The sequence below is a fragment of the Candidatus Methanarcanum hacksteinii genome (assembly GCF_964305265.1).
Lineage (GTDB): Archaea > Thermoplasmatota > Thermoplasmata > Methanomassiliicoccales > Methanomethylophilaceae > Methanarcanum > Methanarcanum hacksteinii.
Window position 1 is genome coordinate 36,815 of the sequence record NZ_CAYATA010000001.1, and the last position, 16,791, is coordinate 53,605.

Sequence of the window (16,791 nt, forward strand, 5' to 3'; positions counted from 1 at the left end):
ATTAACACATATCTTCTAATTTAGTCAACACTAAAAAACAAAATGAATATATATAGCCAACAGAATGCACGAGCATGATATCAAGGGCGGACACTCATGTCCACACCTATTATTCAGGAACGACCAACTACAAAGCACTCAGGTTCCCTGAATCCGTGACCACTCCGCAAGAACAGGTCGAAGCGGCGAGGGAGAACGGGATGAACCTTCTCTGCATTACAGACCATGACGCGATCAAAGGCGCATTGGTCGCCCGCGAATATGCGAAACAATACGAAGATTTCACAGTTGTCATCGGCGAGGAGATAACAACTGCCGATGGAGAGGTATTGGCTTACGGTCTTAACGAACTCATACCTCCCGGATTGTCGATCGAGGACACCATGGACAGGATCCGTTCACAGGATGCCCTCGCTGTCGCACCGCACCCATACAGCTTCTACCTCAATTGTCTCAAGGACAGGATCAAGGATCTCGACCTCGATGGTATCGAGACACTCAACGGGGGGCACGTGGATAAATTCACGAACACAAAGGCTCAGATGGTATTCAAGAAGAATCCTGGAAGATGGGCCGCATTATCAGGAAGTGATGCGCACTCCACATACACCACAGGATACAATTGGACCGAATTCGATGGTTGCGGCGAAGAGGACTTCAGACATGCGATCATCAAGAAGAAGACCATACCTTGTGGCAGACCCGCACCTGTGATCACACAGGTCCAATGGAGTATCAGGGTTGTCACTGATGCACAAGTCATGATGGCGAAGGCATTGGTCGGTAAATTGGAACCGATGCCGGACAATCCCCTTGTCACTAAGGTCCTCAGCCTTCCGACAGTGAAGAAGGTTGCAGGTATCATCGGAGGCAGCATCTATCTAATACCTCCGATACCGTACATAGGAGCATTCGCAGCCACGAGATGGCTTGAGAAGAAATCACAAGCACTTCTCAATCAGATAGAATACAAACTGGAGGTAAGCAATTGCCCCAAACCACCTATAAAGTGACCGTTCGCATTCCGGAGGAATACTCTGAAGAACTGATGGATGCGATAGATCAGGTCATCGAACCGTTATATCCCGGATACGACAGATGCTTCAGCATTATAAGATCGACAGGCACATGGAGATCGTTGGATGGTTCCAATCCATACAACGGAACTGTCGGAGAGATTACCGTTGCAGAGGAACTCACGATCGAGTTCATGTGCAACGAGAACGAGATCAAAGATGTCCTTAGAACGATAGAAAGAGTACATCCTTATGAGGAACCGGGCATCGATGTCATCCCATGCGTGGGATGGAGATCGTACCTTCAGCGATCCTGACCTTCCGGCCTGTATGAGTATACGCCATCGAAGATCTTCTGCAATCTATGCGTCTTCAGACTGTTAACCCTGTAGTCATATTCCTCTGCATCGATCAATCCCATGTCCTTGTACTTCTCCAACATATCGAATGCAAGATCGTACGCAGAATCGATACCGACGATTATGTCGATGTATCTGTTCCTGAAATTGATCCTCTTTGGAAGTATGCCGCCATTATCTGAGATGAATCTCTCCTTCACGATGGGATAGAGTTCTAGATTCGCATCACATGCAGCCTTGGCATCCTCGTATCTTTCGGCCCCTATGTACGCATCTATCAGCTTCTCGTTGATCAAGAACCTCTGATAGTCATCCATGTCGCATATGTCGTAGATCTGCAAGCACATGAACACCGCGAATTTAGGATTCTCGTCCGATAACGCACAATCAATGATAGATGAGAAGAATGCGTAATTCGAAGAGGATTCTGCCTTGTCGAGATATCTTGAAAGTTTCATCCTGTCAGCATCGCTGAGCGATGAATACCAATCTTCCAGTTTCAAATCGACGATATGTTCAGGAACTCCCATATGATGACCTTCAACAGCGTTATCGATTCAATCGATTTAATGCTTGTCAGGGTCAGAGGTCCCACGGAACCATGAGAAGAATATGCCGACCACACTGAATGATATGCAGATCACCCAAGCATACCTCAGGATGTCGATGAACACCTCATAATTGGATGGTTCTATGGCAGTATCCGTACCCATGAATATGGATATCAGGCATGTGGCCAAACCCATCGACAGCATCATCCCCGTCTGTCTGAACACGGCGATCATACCTGATGCTTGGTTGTATTGTGCCGCTCTCACATACGACATCACGGCATTCGTGTTAGGTGCCGAGAACAGACCGAAACCGAGTCCCATGACGGCTTGTGAGATGTATATCGCAGGATAGTTGATATCTATATCCGTAGTGAACAACAGAATCGCGAGACCTATGCAGAGTATGATCATACCTAAGGTCGGCAATATGCGCTTGTCCATCCTATCCGACAATCTACCAGAGATCAATGTGAACACTACCTGTACCGTCGGTTGTATCATCATGACGATACCTGCCTCGGTGGCTGTGAGTAGACCTATCCCCTGAAGATATCTCGATAAAAAGAATGCTACTGAGAACGAAGCGGCATAATTGAGGAACAACGCTACCATCGATCTTCTGAAAGCAACGTTGGAGAACATCTCGCCATGGAATATCGGATGCTTCTCCTTTGATTCGAACTTGAGGAATCCGATGATTATCACCGTTCCGATGACCATCATGGCCACCGCATACAGTTCTGGTAGCGATATCAATCCGAACATCATTATCGCGATACCTGTGACGTATATCATCGAGCCTTTACTGTCAAATGCCTCATCCGGAGAACTGATCACATTCTCCCTATACTGTGTGATCATGAATGCAGAGGATATCATCAAAGGCAACAAAAGGATGAATATCGATCTCCAACCGAACAGATCCGTGAAGAATCCTCCGATCGCCGGGCCCAATGACGCCCCTAAGTATACGCATGCCGTGTTGACGCCCAAGGCCCCTCCGCGTTCATCAGGAAGATAGACATCGGCTATCATCGATACGCATGTGCATGATGTGAACGCTGTACCGACGGCGGTTATGCCTCTGAAAACGTAAAGGAAAACGATGTTTGGAGAGAATATCGAACATACCGCCCCTATTGAGCCTATTATGGAGCCCCATATGAACGTCCGTTTCTTACCATATATGTCCGCTAGCCTGGAAGCAGGCAGGAGACACATGACGGAAACGATGAAGAATACGCTGGACACCCATCCTAGCTCATGCTCACTGCATCCGAAATCTGTCTGAATCGCACCTAGGGCGAGATTGAGCATGCTTCCAGCAAGAGGGTTGACGAAGATCGCCAGACATGAGGCCGCCAAGACCAGATGCTTTACCCTCTTGCTGTGTTCTGCCATGATGATCAACTGTTCACGCCGGTGGAGATCATCTTACGGTTCTTGTCAAGAAGATCCATTTTCTTGGCAGGGATGCTCTTTACCAACCCTTTGTCGAGATTCTCCTCGGAACAGAACTTTGTCTCCTTCCAGAGTCTCCCTACTATGACCATGTTGGCGGCACCCTTGACACCTGCATCCTCTGACAATTTCGATGCAGGAAGATAGATGACATTCACGTCATCCCTCTTCACTTTCCTGTTGATGAGAGTGGAATCGAGTATTATCATACCTCCAGGGACGACATCCTTCTCGAACTTGTCAAGCGATGGAAGATTCATCGCCACCAATATATCTGGATTGGTGACCAATGGCGAACCTATCTTGTTATCTGATATGCATACCGAACAGTTAGCGGTACCGCCTCTCATCTCCGGCCCATACGACGGGAGCCACGAGATCTCCTTGCCCTCCATCATACCTGCGTATGCGATGACCTTGCCTGAGAAGAGCACGCCTTGACCTCCGAATCCTGCGAAGAGTATGTTGAGATCCTTCATTCCTTCCCCTCCTCTATGTCCTTGTAGACACCAAGCGGATAGTACGGGAGCATGTTATCCCTCAGCCACTGCAAAGCATCGATAGGCGTCATACCCCAGTTGGTAGGACATGTTGATACGACCTCGACGATACAGTATCCTTTGCCTTCCATCTGATATTCGAATGCTTTCTTTATCGCTCTCTTGGCCTCTTTCACATTCTTCACGGAATCCACTGTTACACGCTGTGCGAGAGCTACCCCATCCAACGATGAGAGGAGTTCGCAGACCCTTATCGGGTTACCTGCGGTCTTGACGTCCCTACCATATGGCGTGGTCTGTGTGACCTGTCCTGGAAGTGTTGTAGGTGCCATCTGACCTCCGGTCATACCGTAGATGGCGTTGTTGATGAAGATCGCAACGATGTTCTCTCCCCTTGCTGCCGCATGTACGGTCTCGCCCGCACCGATGGCTGCGAGATCCCCGTCTCCCTGGTATGTGAACACGACATCCTCGGGTCTTGCCCTCTTGACGCCTGTGGCTACGGCAGGTGCACGTCCATGCGGTGCCTGGACCATATCGCATCCGAAATAGTTGTATGAATAGACTGAACATCCGACGGATGCCACACCGACCGTCCTGCCTTCGATACCGAGCTCATCGATGACCTCGGCCACGAGCCTGTGGACGATACCATGCGTACAGCCCGGACAGTAATGGAACGGGACGTCGAGCAATGCCTTCGGCCTCTCTCCCTTCACCTTCGTCATTGTATCCCTCCGTTGATAGAGACGATCTTGTCATAGACCTCTTTGGTCGTAGGTATCATACCGCCTGTGCGTCCGTAGAATTCCACGGGCCTCTTGCAATCGATGGCAAGCTTCACGTCATCGATCATCTGCCCCATGTTCATCTCAACATCGAGGAACACCTTGGCGTGATCGACATGTTTCTTCAGGATCTTCTCCGGGAACGGCCAAAGTGTGATCGGTCTGATCAATCCTACCTTGATGCCATCGGCCCTTGCCTTATCGACAGCGGACCTCGATACCCTCGATGATGCACCGAATGCGACGACTATTATGTCCGCATCGTCGCACATGTACTCCTCTGCCCTCTGCTCGTTCTCGATTATCTGAGCATATCTCTTGAACCTGTCAACATTCATCCTCTCCAAAGTCGGTGGATCGGTGTTGAGTGAGTTGATCACGTTATGAGGTCTCTTGTTCTGATGACCGCATGCGGCCCATCCTTTGGATGCGTTATCCGGTTCCTTAGGTTCCGGAAGAACTACGGGCTCCATCATCTGACCGAGCATACCGTCGGAGAGCACCATCGTCGGTACCCTGTACTTATCGCCGAGATCGAATGCATCCGAAATGAGATCGACAGTCTCCTGTACCGTTGACGGAGCGAATACGACGAGATGGAAGTCACCGTGACCAAGGGATCTGGTCGCTTGATAATAATCGGACTGTGACGGCTGTATGCCTCCGAGTCCTGGTCCGCCTCTCTGAACGTTGACGATGAGACATGGAACGTCCGAACCTGCAAGATAAGAGATGCCTTCGGACATCAGACTCACACCAGGGGATGAAGTGGATGTCATCGCCCTCACTCCCGATGCTGCCGCGCCGAGGACCATGTTGATTGATGCTACTTCCGACTCTGCCTGAAGATATACTCCTCCGATCTTGGGCATCCTCTTCGACATGTATGCAGCGACCTCGGTCTGAGGTGTGATAGGATAGCCGAAGAAGTGTCTGCAACCTGCGGCGATAGCTGCCTCAGCTATTGCCTCGTTACCTTTCATCAATACCCTTTCGCCCATGTTATCAGATCTCCACCCTTATCGCTACGTCCGGACACATGATCGTGCATGATCCGCAACCAGTGCATTGGGATTCATCCGTCACATGAGCAGGATGATACCCTTTGTTGTTCGTGATCGACCTATCCAATGCAAGGATACTCTTCGGACATGCTGCGACGCACATCTCACAACCCTTGCAGATGTTATTATCAACGATTACCTTCGGCATTTGCAACAACTCCATTCTCCCATGGGGCGCCTATGTAGACATCAATCGGGTATGTCATCTTCCCTTTAAGGTTGATGTCTCCCAGTGCCCTAGGTGCTGTCGTCATGATTATCGGCACATCCATCAATTCTGATGTACGGTCGGCGAAATCAGATGAATCCAGTATCGTATCCACCGTCGTCAATTGCTTCAGATGGGAATTGTTGATTATCCCTGTCATCCTCAGATGACACGTATCCTCTATCTCCTTCGAGATAGCGACAGCCTCCTCTGCGGTCGTGGTACTGGATCTGTATCTGTTGATGACACAGAACATATCATAATCGGTGTCGGCTATCCCCTTGGAATACCTTGAGAGTGTCATCGCACCCACATCATCCCCACCGACATCTATGATGACACATTCATCATCCGATATAGCAGAATCTATGCTCGCAGGGAGTGCTGGTATGTCCACATTGGTATTGGCATACAACGGTCCGATCACACGTATGCCTTCTTTGGAGAGCATATCCGCATGATCGCTCGAACGGAAGTAGACGTTAGCGGTATCGATATCGATCAAAGTCACCCTCTTGCCTTCCCTCGCACATTGTAATGCGAGATTGAGACAGAGGTTGGTCTTTCCGGACCCGTAATGTCCGCATATCACCGTCAATCTCTTCCTGATCGGATTCATCGGTTTCCATATCAGACGAATCCTATTAAACCTCTTTTTGATTGATCATATCATAACAGTGTTAATCACAAGATCGGATGATATCATTCGAACTGATATCGGCGTATATCCTACCACATCCATAGGATTATTCATTCAAACAAGTAGAAATATCGCGCGTACACGCGTAATCTTTTAATACAATCTGAATGTCGAAGGTTTCGACTACCATGTACAATATTACAGAGATTTCGGAGCGCATCGGAGCTATGCGCGATCTTTGCGGATACACGATTGAAGAGATGGCGAAGGCCACCAACACCACTGTCGAGGAATATGAGAACTGCGAAGCAGGGAAGAAGGACTTCTCTTTCACATTCCTTTACAAATGTGCCGAGAAATTCGGGATCGATATGGTAGAGCTCCTTACGGGAGAGAATCCGCATCTTACCGATTTCACAGTTGTACACGACGGGAAGGGACTCCCAATAAGAAGACGTTCAGGATTCGAATACTTCCACCTTGCATCATATTTCAAAGGGAAGATCTCGGAACCATTCCTCGTGAAGGCCCCGTACAGGGAAGAGGAACAGGACAGGGAGATCCATACCTCCGTCCACGATGGACAGGAATTCGATTATGTCCTCTCCGGAAGCCTCAAGTTCGTCTACGATGGACATGAGGAGAATCTCATCGAAGGTGACTCCGTCTACTACGATTCAGGAAAACCACATGGAATGATAGCAACCAGCAAGGATGGATGCACATTCCTTGCAGTCGTGATGAAAGAAGGTTCCAAAAGATGACGAGAGACATCAACCTGAGATACGTTGATGAGACCTACGATTCGAATGGATTGTTGAAGACATACAGCGTACACTATCCAGATAATTTCAACTTCGGGTACGATATCGTCGATGATATAGCGATGAACGACCCGGACAGAAGGGCCCTTCAATGGTGCGATGACAAGGGACACGAGAAGATGTTCACCTTCGGGGACATCAAGAGACTCTCCGATAAGACCGCCAATTACCTCACCAAGAATGGTGTGAAGAAAGGAGATATGGTCCTCGTCATACTGAAGCACAACTACCAATTCTGGTATGTCTCTGTCGCTTTGCACAAGATGGGAGCGGTGATGATACCCGCCACATACATGCTGACCAAGCATGATATCGAGTATCGTATCAACTCAGCATCTGTGAAGGCCGCTATCGTCACATCGGATGCCCCTGTTTACAAGGAGTTCCTGAGAGCCGAGAACATACCTACACTCAAGTTCAAAGCAATAACGAATGTCGAATGGAACGGTCCTGTCGAAGGATTCGATGACTTCGACAAAGGTGTGGAAGAAGCATCGGAGGAGTGGAAGAGAGTACCTACACATGTGAAGGACATGATGCTCATCTACTTCACATCAGGGACATCAGGCAATCCCAAGATGGCCGTCCATGATTTCTCATACCCCATAGGACACATCCTCACTGCGAAACATTGGCATTGCGTCGTACCCGACGGACTCCATTGGGCTGTCGCAGAGACAGGATGGGCCAAGAATGCATGGGGGAAACTGTACGGTCAATGGATCATGGAAGCGGGATTGTTCGTCCATGAATATGATGGGAGATTCGAACCGGAGACGGTATTGGATCTCATAGAGAAGTACAGGATCACGACATTCTGTTGTCCCCCTACCATGTTCAGGATGTATTGCAATGCAGGGTTGGAAGGGCATGATCTCTCATCCCTCACGCATACCAACATAGCAGGCGAGGCACTCAACTCGGATACGTTCAACAGATGGTATGAGGCGACAGGACTCAAGCTCATGGAGGGATTCGGACAATCGGAATCCACCGTCATCGTCGGTAACCTCAGAGGGATGGAACCTAAACCAGGTTCGATGGGCAAACCATCCCCCCAATACAAGGTAGATATCGTCGATGCGAACGGTAAGAGTTGCCCACCGGGTACGGTCGGGGAGATAGTAGTCGGCATAGAACCGCACCCCGCAGGTATATTCATCGGATACTACCGCGATCGTATCAAGACAAGAGAGACGCTCTTTGGAGGATTCCACCACACAGGTGACCTCGCATGGAAGGATGAGGATGGATACTATTGGTACGTCGGAAGGAACGATGATGTGATCAAATCATCAGGATACAGAATAAGTCCGTTCGAGATCGAGAGCGTGCTACTCCAACATCCATGTTGCCTCGAATGTGCCGTAACGGCCGTACCTGATGAGGTGAGAGGACAGATCGTCAAGGCCAGCATAGTGCTCAGGGGTGGATATCAACCATCCGAGGAACTGAAGAAGGAACTTCAGAACTTCGTGAAACATGAGACGGCCCCGTACAAATACCCGAGGGCGATAGATTTCGTCAAAGAATTACCTAAGTCCGTTAGCGGAAAGATCAAACGCGTTGACATAAGGAACAAAGATAAAGCTGAATTTGCAGAGAAAAGAGGTGACAGATTATGAGGAACATCAATCTCCGTTACGTAGATGAGGAGTATGATGATAATGGCGTCATCACCAAATACAAACTGAAATACCCCGAGAATTACAATTTTGGATACGATGTGGTCGATGATATCGCATCGAACGAACCCGATAGATTAGCAATGGTATGGTGCAACCCCAAAGGAGTGGAGAAGAGATTCACATTCGGCGACATCAGCAGACTCTCGAACAAGACTGCCAATTACTTCAAGTCCATCGGTATCAAAAAGGGGGATGCAGTCCTTGTGATCCTCAAACGTCACTATCAGTTCTGGTATGTCTCCGTAGCATTGCATAAGATCGGTGCCATAATGGTCCCCGCGACATTCATGCTCACGAAACGCGACATAGAGTATCGTGTGCAATCCGCATCGATAAAAGCGGCCATATGTACCGACGAGGATGGTGTTTGTGATTCGATAGATGTCTCTGAGGGCATACCATCGCTCGAGATCAAGATGATCGTCAACCATCCAAAGGATGGATGGCGCTATTTCGATGATGAGATGGAATCATATCCTGACAAGTTCGAACGCGTCGACACGAAAGCCACAGAACCCATGCTGATGTATTTCTCATCAGGGACCTCGGGATACCCCAAGATGGTGTTGCACGATCACCTCTATTCGCTTGCACACCTCTTCACTGCTAAACATTGGCAGAATGTGGATCCGGAAGGCATCCATTTCACGATAGCCGACACCGGATGGGGAAAGGCCGTATGGGGTAAGCTCTACGGCCAATGGTTGATGGAATCCGCTGTCTTCGTATACGACTTCGAGAAGTTCGACGCTGATGACATAATGGATATCATCACCAAATACAGGATAACATCACTCTGCTGTCCCCCTACCATGTTCAGGATGTTCTTCAATGCAGGTGTGGATAAACACGACCTCTCATCGTTGAAGTATTGTTGCATCGCAGGTGAAGCTCTCAATCCCGATATCTTCTACAATTGGGAGAAATCCACAGGATTGAAGCTCATGGAAGGATTCGGACAGACCGAGACCACATGCACCATCTGTAACGTACCTGGGATGACACCGAAACCTGGTTCGATGGGTAGGCCGTCACCGCAATACAATGTGATGATAGCGGACCCCAACGGAGAGCGTTGTCCCCCAGGACAGACAGGCGAGATCCTGATAGAGTACAATGATCCGAAACCACCGGGCATCATGATGGAGTACTACCGCAACGAGGAGAAGACGAAAGCCGCTATCCACGACGGTTGGTTCCACACAGGCGATGTCGCATGGATGGATGAGGATGGATACTATTGGTTCGTCGGACGTGTGGATGATGTCATCAAATCATCAGGATACAAGATAAGTCCGTTCGAGATCGAGAGTGTATTGGTCACGCACCCTGCGGTACTCGAGTGCGCTATAACAGGCATACCCGACCCTGTCAGAGGACAGATCGTCAAAGCCACCGTAGTGCTCAGGGATGGGTACGAACCATCCAAGGAGCTGAAGAAGGAGCTCCAGAACTTCGTGAAACGTGAGACCGCCCCATACAAATACCCCAGGGCATTGGAGTTCACGAAGGAACTTCCGAAGACAGTCAACGGTAAGATCATGCGCTCCGCCATTAGAAAAGGAGACGAGAAGCATGAGTGAAGAGAAGATCCTGCGCACATTCACCACGAGGACACCGGATAAGCCCGGAGCATTCATGCTTGCCTGCAAGGTCATAATGGACCATGATGGCAACATCGTACGTGTGAGCTTCAACAAAGGAGTGAACCTGTTCATCGAAGTCTATGCTACGAGGGAACAGTTGAATGCCATCGACAAGGAACTCAGCGAGATATCCTATGTGGACTACATGCCGAAGGAACCTACGATCCTCGTCATGGATGTCAGGATCAAGGATGTGCCTGGCGCATTGTATCCTGTGCTGAAGGTCATAGACAAGTATGATGTCAATATCTCATATCTGAACTCCAAGGCAGAGAGCAGGGACTATCAGAACTTCAACATAGGTATGGAGGTCGAGAGACCCGAGATATCCAAGAAGATCCTTGACGAGGTCGCCACCATCTATCCTTTGGATGTGGTGTCATACAATGGGAATTACCATGATCTCGACATAACCGTCGAATACATCCGCCTTGCGAATTCCATCCAGAGACTCTTCAGTCAGAGCGATGACGTCGTCAAGATGTTCATCGAGGAATCGAAGCAGATCACCGAGGTTATGAAAGAACACGGGCAGGAACCCAAGGAGGTCTTCGACAGTATCAAACAGCTTGCGAACTTCATCGCATTCCACAGGGACCTCAACTTCAAACCGAGGTTGACGGAGATCGCTCTCACACCTGAGACGACACTCCATGTAATCGAACCGCCGTGCGGAAGCAACACGTACATCCTCAGGAACAATGACAGCCTCCTGTTCATAGATTCCGGACTCGGCATATTCGCCGATGAGATGATCACGGAACTGAGGGAGATGTTCCCATGCTTCTTCAGCATGGAGAAGATGATGATCGCGACTCACGCTGATGTGGATCATAATGGATTGTTATCCATCATAGAAGGCGCTAAGATCCTCATGACAAAGAAGACCAAGGACATACTGATAGGACACAAGGGCGATGACGGCATCAAGAATGTGTTCGCGGATTGCTTCGGTCGTCTGAGCAGGATAGTCAATGATTATGAGGAACCGAACATTGATTCGATATCGATATTGGGCAAGGATGTCCCCGAATCTCATGACGATCTGTTGTTCATAGACAAATTCAGATTCGGCGATATCGAGTTCGAGGTGTATGAAGGCAATGGCGGCCATATGAAGGGCGAGACCATACTCTACAGCAGAGAACCGAAGATACTCTTCACAGGCGATCTGTACTCCAATCTCGATGATCTTTCACCTGAAAGAGCAGAATTCGAAACAGTCGCACCGTTCCTTCTGAAGAATTCGGATTCGAATCCAGAGTTGCTGAACTCCATCTGTTCGAAGATCAAGGACATCATCGACAAGGATGGGAAGAAGGGCACCATAGTCTGTGGTGGCCATGGTGCCGTGAAAAGACTGTGATCATTCGATCTTGAAAGTCACATCCGATTTAAGGCAGAGGTCACCAACGATCTCTGCCGCCTTTATCACTGCGGAAGGGACCGAACAGGCCACGTGAGGAAGGTATTCTCCTGCCTTAGCGTAGATGCAATTCTCACAGAAGGGTGTCGCGATAGCATCCATGAGTGATATCGAACCGATGTTCTTCCCGAATTCCCTGACATTCGGACATTCGCTCTTGATCTTGAACGTTACATTCATCTCCTCATCCATCGAGGGTTCGATCACGGTTTTGAATCTGCATACGCCTGCGTTGACTGTTATCGTCGTATCTGCCATAGTATCCTAACGGCGTTATTTGCTTGATAAAGATAAATAATATCGCAGTGCCCCTCACTGCGGATTGATCAATCTGTTGAGGATTGCATCCTTGATGAAGCCGTTATACGCATTCATGTCCGGTTTCTTAGCCATTATATCCTCGACAGTGTCCTTGATGTGTGTGAACAGACCCTTGTATATCCTGCACGCAGAACCGCCGGGAGAATCAATCTTACCGTCCGCAAGGGCATCGATGGTACACCCTCCGTTGCAGTATCTGTAGATGTCGCAATCGGAGCATTCATTCCTTCTTTGTATCGAAGGGACGAGAATGTTCCTCATGCCGTCCGAATCGAACAATTCATCGATTGAACTCACTTCATTCACATTCCCGAGACGGAACTCGGGAGGACATGCCTTACCGCAAGGATACACATCGCCATTGGGGTGGACGCATATCCATTTCATCAAACAGGACGAATGCGGACAATCGGAGATGTTCGGAACACCATCCAATGCCGTCATCACGTATGGGTAGAACGGAAGAACGGATATCTTGACCGAAGGGTCGCTGATCCATTCATCGAACACCTCTATGGCATTCTGAACATACACATCTGAATCCAATTCAAGATCGGGATTATCGCATGCTGTACCCGACATTATGATAGGGTTGAATGAGAATGATGCACCCATCCCTTTGAACTTCTCGTATATGGCGGACATATCATTCACATTTCCGCCATGGATGGTGGCACTTATCATGAACATGTGTCCCTTGTTCACCATGAAATCGACCAACTTATCGATCTTCTTGGTATCCATCCCTGGGCGCAATCCTCTTTCGAATCCGCCCTCGTATGATATCCCGATGTTGACCCTGTTACTTCTGCAGAACTCTATCAAGCGTTTGTTCAGCAGAGTACCGTTGGTCTGTATGGTATTGTCGCATCCTTGAGGATAATATCTCTTCTGAACTGAGAATACAGATTTGTAAAAACTCACAGGTGCAAGGAGGGGCTCCCCTCCATGCCATATGAATCTGGATGAATCGAATCCATCCTTGACCAGTTTGACCGTCTTCTCGAACGTGCTGATATCCATTATCTTATCAGAACGGTCACAACTGCGATGGTAGCAATGCCTACAGTCGATATTACAATCCAACGTAGGTTTGACTATGACAGTAACGAATTGCCCCACCATTAGCACATCCTATTGGACTCAGAACGGCCAATAGCAGATCGAACAGCACTGTCCGTCTTGAGATGTGTATGCACAGCAGACAACAAGGACCACGATGATACCGATGAATGATACGAGACATTTGGGTCCACAGCAATCATAACATGCAGGACCGTCCGTATGTGCTTTGGATTCCCATGAATCCTCTTTGCCCGTAGGTCCTTTGTAGTTCATCCTTCCGAATGATTGGATTGACTGTGAATTGTACTCATCAGCCAGGTCTTTATTTGATTTGGAATCAGCTGTCATTCTTTCACCATCACACGATCTAACGTGCTTGAATGGAATGTGATTGTTTGGACAATATATTAAAGTAATGTCCACCGATACTGGCACGATGTTCGGTTATACGATACCCGTCGAAGGCCTCCTCTCCAATGACGACAGAAGGATCTACAGAAGCTACTACTGTGAGACCTGTCATCACCTCAGAGAGGAATATGGGTACATACCGACGTTGACAGTGAATTATGAGATGACCTTCGCGAACCTGTTCTTCAACTCCATACTCGATGAGGGAAAACTGATCGATAACAAGCCTGGAGGTTTCCTGTGCATATTCAGACACAGCGCATCGGATGATGAGTTGATGCATAAGCTCACAGCATACACGATCCTTGTGGCTAAGAACAGCCTTGTGGATGATGTAGCGGATAACAACAACAATCTGAAAGGTAAATTGGGATTGCTAGCGCTCAACCCTGCGATAAGGAATGCATGCAAGGAATTCCCAGAGTATGATCGTGTCATCATGGAAGGTTATGAGGAACTGCGCAGGATAGAAGGGACTGGTGAGAAGGATCCATTCATCATGGGAAAGTATTCGGCCCAATCCATGTTGGATGTCTTCGATCTCATGCTGGGAAATAGGATCGATGATGACATCAGAGAATTATTCAGAGGATTCGGGATATGGGCATACATTATGGATGCTATAGAGGACCTTGACGAAGATCACAAGGAAGGGCAATACAACCCATTCCTTGTCGACAATGATTCATTCCATGACAAGAAACAGTTCATCAGGGACAACATCTTCATGATCGGAGAGATCATGGGCAAGGCCATAAAGGACATACAGGACTCCTATGCCGTCGTTCGCCCACGTCTGAGATTCAATCACAACATAATCGATAACATCATCAATGTCGGACTATCGGCATCCGCTCACAGGATCATCCGCGGAGATAAGATGGATCTCAGCCTCAAGAACATGCTGAATGGAAGGATGAATAGAGGTCTCCCCCCTTCATCGATATGATCGTTTCAATTCGATCCTTCTTCCCTCATCTTCCTGTCGTATTCCTCGAGTTCCTTGTATGCTATCTTACCGACCTTCGTATGCGGTAATTCATCTATGAACTCGAATAACTTCGGAACGGCATATGCTGCGATATATTCCCTGCAGTGAGCTATGAGCTTCTGTTTCAATTCCTCATTGCCCTCGACACCAGGATTGAGGACCACATAGACCTTGACCCTCTGCTGCCTTACCGGATCCGGTACGCCTATCGCACATGATGTCTTGACACCAGGATACTTGTTAACGGCATCCTCGATCTGTGATGGGTATATGTTGTAACCTGAACTGACGATGATCCTCTTGTATCTCTGTTTGAAATAAACGAATCCGTCAGAGTCTATGGAACCCGCATCGCCTGTGTGCAACCATGTCCTTCCGTCGCTGTGCACTCTGAGTGTCTTCGCAGTGAGTTCGGGATCACCTACGTAGCCCATCATGACATTCGGTCCAGACATACAGATCTCTCCCTCCTCGCCATACGGCACCTCCTCTTCCGTTCCGTATTTCACGATCTTGAAGAGAACGTTGGGGAATGGGATGCCTATGCCTCCCTCGTGATACTCGTTGACAGGTGTGATACACGATGCTGTCACACATTCCGTGAGGCCATATCCTTCCCTTATGACTGTCTTACCATTATGCGTAGCGAGGAATTCATTGAATTTCTTCCTTGTGGATTCTGGAAGCGAATCCCCTCCGCAGAATATCCCCTCGAGCGAGGACATATCCGCATCCGCCATGATGTCAAGACCGATCATCTTCTCGAACAATGTCGGAACTCCTGCGATGAAGTTCGGATGTTTCTCCTTGATGAGCTTAGCGTATGATTCTGGAGTGAATGTCGGTACAAGGACGCATTTGCCTCCGAATATGAGAAATGAATGGATACCTACGCCCAATCCGAAACCGTGGAATATCGGCATGACGGAAAGAACGATGTAATCCCTCTTTTTGATCAATTCGGTGGCTTTGTCTGTGCACATGTCCTCTATGAAACATGGGAAGCAGTTGCTTATGGCAAGTGTCCCGTATGACGTGAAATTAAGATTATCGTTCGATATCAGGATACCTTTGGATACGCTGGTGGTACCTCCGCTATACAGGATGCATGCGGGATCCTCCCCTTTGACCTCCACATCCACGTAATCCTCCGTTCTAGCAAGATTGAGGAATTGTTTCCAACCCATCATGTAATCCTTCTTCGGATACTTTGGTACCTTCCTTCCGAGTGTGAGTGAATACCCTATGCTTTTGATGAATGATAACTCATCCTTGATCGATGTGATCACCACCTTCTCGAGCTTTGGCACATCGTCTTTGACTGCGATGAAATTGTTGGTGAACCCATCGAGCGTGAACGCTATCCTGGAACCGGAATTGTTGAGATAATACTCTATCTCCTTCTTAGCTGAGAGCGGATGGATCAATACGCATATCGCACCGCATTTGGAGGATGCGTAGAACAATTGTATGGCCTGGGGACAATTTGGCATACAGACGAGTATCTTATCGCCTTTCTTGACTCCCATCGCCTGAAGACATGCCGCAACATGATCCACCTTCTTGATGAATTCCGCATATGTCGTCTCCTTGTTCTCGAACTCACATGCAATATTGTCTGGCAGCCTCTCGGCAGCCCCCCTCACCAATTCATACGTCGATGTTCTGGGGTAATTGATATCAGGCGTAGTCTTTGAAGAATCATAATATTTGATCCACGGTCTTGGGAAATCGTCCATCCATATCCCTTCGGTCCTGTGCGAGTACATCCATTATTGATAAAAGCGTTACGCCTCAATCGGCCTCTATCATATTGTAAAGAAGATTGA

The 16,791-nt window shown here is 48.3% G+C and carries 18 protein-coding genes; 7 read left to right on the forward strand and 11 right to left on the reverse strand.

The features are described from left to right. Positions 1 to 74: 74 nt before the first annotated feature. Both ACI2NF_RS00105 and ACI2NF_RS00110 read left to right on the forward strand, forming a co-directional pair. Entirely contained in the window at positions 75 to 1,013 is a 939-nt protein-coding gene (locus tag ACI2NF_RS00105) for a PHP domain-containing protein (RefSeq protein ID WP_400148201.1), read from the forward strand. Next, positions 989 to 1,333, forward strand: coding sequence for a hypothetical protein (locus tag ACI2NF_RS00110; RefSeq protein ID WP_400209520.1), 345 nt, complete (start codon positions 989 to 991; stop codon positions 1,331 to 1,333). Before ACI2NF_RS00105 ends, ACI2NF_RS00110 begins: the two co-directional genes overlap by 25 nt. Here ACI2NF_RS00110 and ACI2NF_RS00115 read toward each other — a convergent pair. From ACI2NF_RS00115 to ACI2NF_RS00145, 7 genes are read right to left on the reverse strand one after another with little or no spacing between them, the layout of a single operon-like run. Continuing rightward, positions 1,321 to 1,905: a hypothetical protein gene (locus tag ACI2NF_RS00115; RefSeq protein ID WP_400148197.1), complete on the reverse strand. Its 585-nt coding sequence runs from the start codon at positions 1,903 to 1,905 to the stop codon at positions 1,321 to 1,323. The genes ACI2NF_RS00110 and ACI2NF_RS00115 overlap by 13 nt on opposite strands. A gap of 36 nt (positions 1,906 to 1,941) precedes the next feature. Further along, complete coding sequence (locus tag ACI2NF_RS00120) at positions 1,942 to 3,330, reverse strand: MFS transporter (RefSeq protein ID WP_400206388.1); 1,389 nt, start codon at positions 3,328 to 3,330, stop codon at positions 1,942 to 1,944. Between the two features lie 5 nt (positions 3,331 to 3,335). Next, the gene (locus tag ACI2NF_RS00125; RefSeq protein WP_400148193.1) at positions 3,336 to 3,869 is read right to left on the reverse strand and encodes a 2-oxoacid:acceptor oxidoreductase family protein; all 534 of its coding nucleotides are present in this window, start codon (positions 3,867 to 3,869) and stop codon (positions 3,336 to 3,338) included. Beyond that, entirely contained in the window at positions 3,866 to 4,618 is a 753-nt protein-coding gene (locus ACI2NF_RS00130; RefSeq protein ID WP_400148191.1) for a thiamine pyrophosphate-dependent enzyme, read from the reverse strand. The genes ACI2NF_RS00125 and ACI2NF_RS00130 overlap by 4 nt, the downstream gene beginning before the upstream one ends. Further along, positions 4,615 to 5,679, reverse strand: coding sequence for a 3-methyl-2-oxobutanoate dehydrogenase subunit VorB (locus ACI2NF_RS00135; RefSeq protein WP_400150409.1), 1,065 nt, complete (start codon positions 5,677 to 5,679; stop codon positions 4,615 to 4,617). The genes ACI2NF_RS00130 and ACI2NF_RS00135 overlap by 4 nt, the downstream gene beginning before the upstream one ends. Positions 5,680 to 5,683: 4 nt before the next feature. After that, on the reverse strand, positions 5,684 to 5,890 hold the full coding sequence (locus ACI2NF_RS00140) for a 4Fe-4S dicluster domain-containing protein (protein ID WP_400148187.1): 207 nt from the start codon (positions 5,888 to 5,890) through the stop codon (positions 5,684 to 5,686). Then, positions 5,871 to 6,569, reverse strand: coding sequence for a ParA family protein (locus ACI2NF_RS00145; protein WP_400148185.1), 699 nt, complete (start codon positions 6,567 to 6,569; stop codon positions 5,871 to 5,873). The genes ACI2NF_RS00140 and ACI2NF_RS00145 overlap by 20 nt, the downstream gene beginning before the upstream one ends. 209 nt (positions 6,570 to 6,778) lie before the next feature. Here ACI2NF_RS00145 and ACI2NF_RS00150 point away from each other — a divergent pair, with 209 nt between their 5' ends. Genes ACI2NF_RS00150 through ACI2NF_RS00165 form a run of 4 tightly spaced genes read left to right on the forward strand, consistent with a single transcriptional unit; the run spans position 6,779 to position 12,114 of the window. Further along, positions 6,779 to 7,354: a helix-turn-helix domain-containing protein gene (locus ACI2NF_RS00150; RefSeq protein ID WP_400150408.1), complete on the forward strand. Its 576-nt coding sequence runs from the start codon at positions 6,779 to 6,781 to the stop codon at positions 7,352 to 7,354. Continuing rightward, positions 7,351 to 9,039 carry an AMP-binding protein gene (locus ACI2NF_RS00155; RefSeq protein WP_400148181.1) on the forward strand — a complete coding sequence of 563 codons (1,689 nt, stop codon included), beginning with the start codon at positions 7,351 to 7,353 and terminating at the stop codon, positions 9,037 to 9,039. Before ACI2NF_RS00150 ends, ACI2NF_RS00155 begins: the two co-directional genes overlap by 4 nt. Next, positions 9,036 to 10,685: an AMP-binding protein gene (locus ACI2NF_RS00160; RefSeq protein ID WP_400210908.1), complete on the forward strand. Its 1,650-nt coding sequence runs from the start codon at positions 9,036 to 9,038 to the stop codon at positions 10,683 to 10,685. The genes ACI2NF_RS00155 and ACI2NF_RS00160 overlap by 4 nt, the downstream gene beginning before the upstream one ends. Continuing rightward, positions 10,678 to 12,114, forward strand: coding sequence for an MBL fold metallo-hydrolase (locus ACI2NF_RS00165; RefSeq protein WP_400150404.1), 1,437 nt, complete (start codon positions 10,678 to 10,680; stop codon positions 12,112 to 12,114). Before ACI2NF_RS00160 ends, ACI2NF_RS00165 begins: the two co-directional genes overlap by 8 nt. On the opposite strand, the gene ACI2NF_RS00170 is transcribed toward ACI2NF_RS00165, so the two are convergent. From ACI2NF_RS00170 to ACI2NF_RS00180, 3 genes are read right to left on the reverse strand one after another with little or no spacing between them, the layout of a single operon-like run. After that, positions 12,115 to 12,432 (reverse strand): DUF6951 family protein, encoded by a 318-nt coding sequence (locus ACI2NF_RS00170; protein ID WP_400148175.1) that lies wholly within the window; start codon positions 12,430 to 12,432, stop codon positions 12,115 to 12,117. A 54-nt stretch (positions 12,433 to 12,486) separates the two neighbouring features. Further along, positions 12,487 to 13,620 (reverse strand): radical SAM protein, encoded by a 1,134-nt coding sequence (locus ACI2NF_RS00175; protein WP_400210909.1) that lies wholly within the window; start codon positions 13,618 to 13,620, stop codon positions 12,487 to 12,489. 18 nt (positions 13,621 to 13,638) lie between these two features. Then, positions 13,639 to 13,908, reverse strand: coding sequence for a hypothetical protein (locus ACI2NF_RS00180; protein ID WP_400196970.1), 270 nt, complete (start codon positions 13,906 to 13,908; stop codon positions 13,639 to 13,641). A 67-nt stretch (positions 13,909 to 13,975) separates the two neighbouring features. Between ACI2NF_RS00180 and ACI2NF_RS00185 the strand changes: the two genes are divergently transcribed. Beyond that, positions 13,976 to 14,920, forward strand: a complete 945-nt coding sequence (locus ACI2NF_RS00185; RefSeq protein WP_400210910.1) for a DUF5685 family protein — start codon at positions 13,976 to 13,978, stop codon at positions 14,918 to 14,920. Between the two features lie 5 nt (positions 14,921 to 14,925). Here the strand turns inward: ACI2NF_RS00185 and ACI2NF_RS00190 are convergent, their stop codons facing one another. Beyond that, entirely contained in the window at positions 14,926 to 16,701 is a 1,776-nt protein-coding gene (locus tag ACI2NF_RS00190) for a class I adenylate-forming enzyme family protein (protein WP_400210911.1), read from the reverse strand. Positions 16,702 to 16,791 lie beyond the last annotated feature (90 nt).